1 protein-coding gene is annotated in these 1,669 nt (G+C 47.3%); it reads left to right on the forward strand.

Annotated elements, in window-relative coordinates:
* Positions 1 to 1,669: filamentous hemagglutinin N-terminal domain-containing protein (locus tag LGZ98_RS23640; RefSeq protein ID WP_262978720.1), on the forward strand; the 1,669-nt coding region annotated here is incomplete at both ends.

Below are 1,669 nucleotides of genomic sequence, written 5' to 3' on the forward strand. Positions count from 1 at the left end.
TGGTGAATATCGCCACGCCGAATGATGCAGGGATATCCCACAACACCTATCAAGAGTTCAATGTTACCACTCAGGGGGCCGTACTCAATAACGCGACACAGGCGGCTCAATCACAACTGGCAGGGCAACTTAACGCGAACCCTAACCTGAAAGGCAAAGCGGCGGAACTGATTATTAACGAAGTCACCGGCAGTGGCCGCTCTGACCTGCAAGGCCAGTTGGAAATTGCTGGCAATAAAGCTAACGTGATGATTGCCAACCCTAACGGCATTACCTGTGATGGCTGTGGTTTTATTAATACCGCCGGCGCAACCCTGACCACCGGTAAACCCCAATTTGATAAACAGGGTGCGCTGGAAGCGCTGGACGTGAAAAAAGGCCAGATTACCATTGGCGGCAAAGGGCTGGACGGCAAGACGACGGATTATGTCGATATCATCAGCCGGGCGACGGAGTTGAATGGAAAAATTCAGGCTAACACCCTGTCGCTGACTCAGGGGGCCAACCGTATCAGCTTGAAAGACGGCACGGTTAAACCTATCGCCGGAGAAGGGGAAAAGCCGCAATTAGCGGTTGATACCAAAGCGTTAGGCGGCATGTATGCCAATAAAATCAGACTGGTTGCCACTGAAGAGGGGGTTGGGGTTAATCTCACCAACCTGACCACAGCGCAGGACGCTATCAGTTTAACTGCTGAGGGTAAAATTATCTTGGGGGAAGTACACGCCAAGACAGACATTAACATCAACAGCAAAGCCGTTGAAACGGCGGCACAAAGCCATGTGCAGGCGGGCCAACATCTGATATTGACCGCCGAAACATTGCAAAATCAGGGACAAATCCGTGCGGGTGGTGATGTCACCATTAAAGCGACTCAACTGGATAACGTAAACCTGACTAAGAAAAGTCACCCTATTATTACCGCAGGTAAAAACAACAGCATTACTGCTAACGAGATAAATAATGTTGGCGAGTTAAGCGCGGCGCAAAACCTCACCCTGACAGGCAAAAATTTTTCAACGAAAGCAATAAAAGACAGTCAGGAGAATATCATCGGTAAACTGAGTGCCGGTGGGGATTTGACGGCTGTATTTAAAGAGGGATTTAGTTTTAATTTTGATAAAGAACATGTTAACGAGGGAAAGAAACCTACTGATCTGGCGTTAATCACCGGGAAAAATATTTCTCTCACTGCCAGAGATTTAGCCAGTCGTGCGTCAATGATGGCAGAACAGAACTTAACCGTTAACGCAGAAACAATCTATTTAGGTCAGGGGAATTTAAAAGCCGGGAACCATGTCATGCTGGATGGAAGGTCACATCTTGATGTGAATGGCTATGATATCTCCGGTCGTGATGTGACCTTGCTTGCCAGCCGGGGGATGCTTTCTGTTATCTCTGGAGACGACTATACCCCGGAAGGAATAAGGGTATTAACCACGCTTTCTGCTGATAACCTATTACGCATTATCGCCGATGGTCCTATTAATATTGCAGATACCCTGATTAACCGGGCGAAAAATATCTTTTTGGCAACCAATGATAAGCTTGAGATTTATGCCTCGGGTGATTTAATTGATGAGCAGAGTCCACTTAATGACGGCGCTAAACAAGAATTAATTAATCAGCGTCTGCGCCAGCTCAGCCAATTGCAAGCGGATGAAAATAT

Origin of the sequence: Photorhabdus kayaii, from assembly GCF_025384895.1 — a bacterium.
GTDB lineage: Bacteria > Pseudomonadota > Gammaproteobacteria > Enterobacterales > Enterobacteriaceae > Photorhabdus > Photorhabdus kayaii.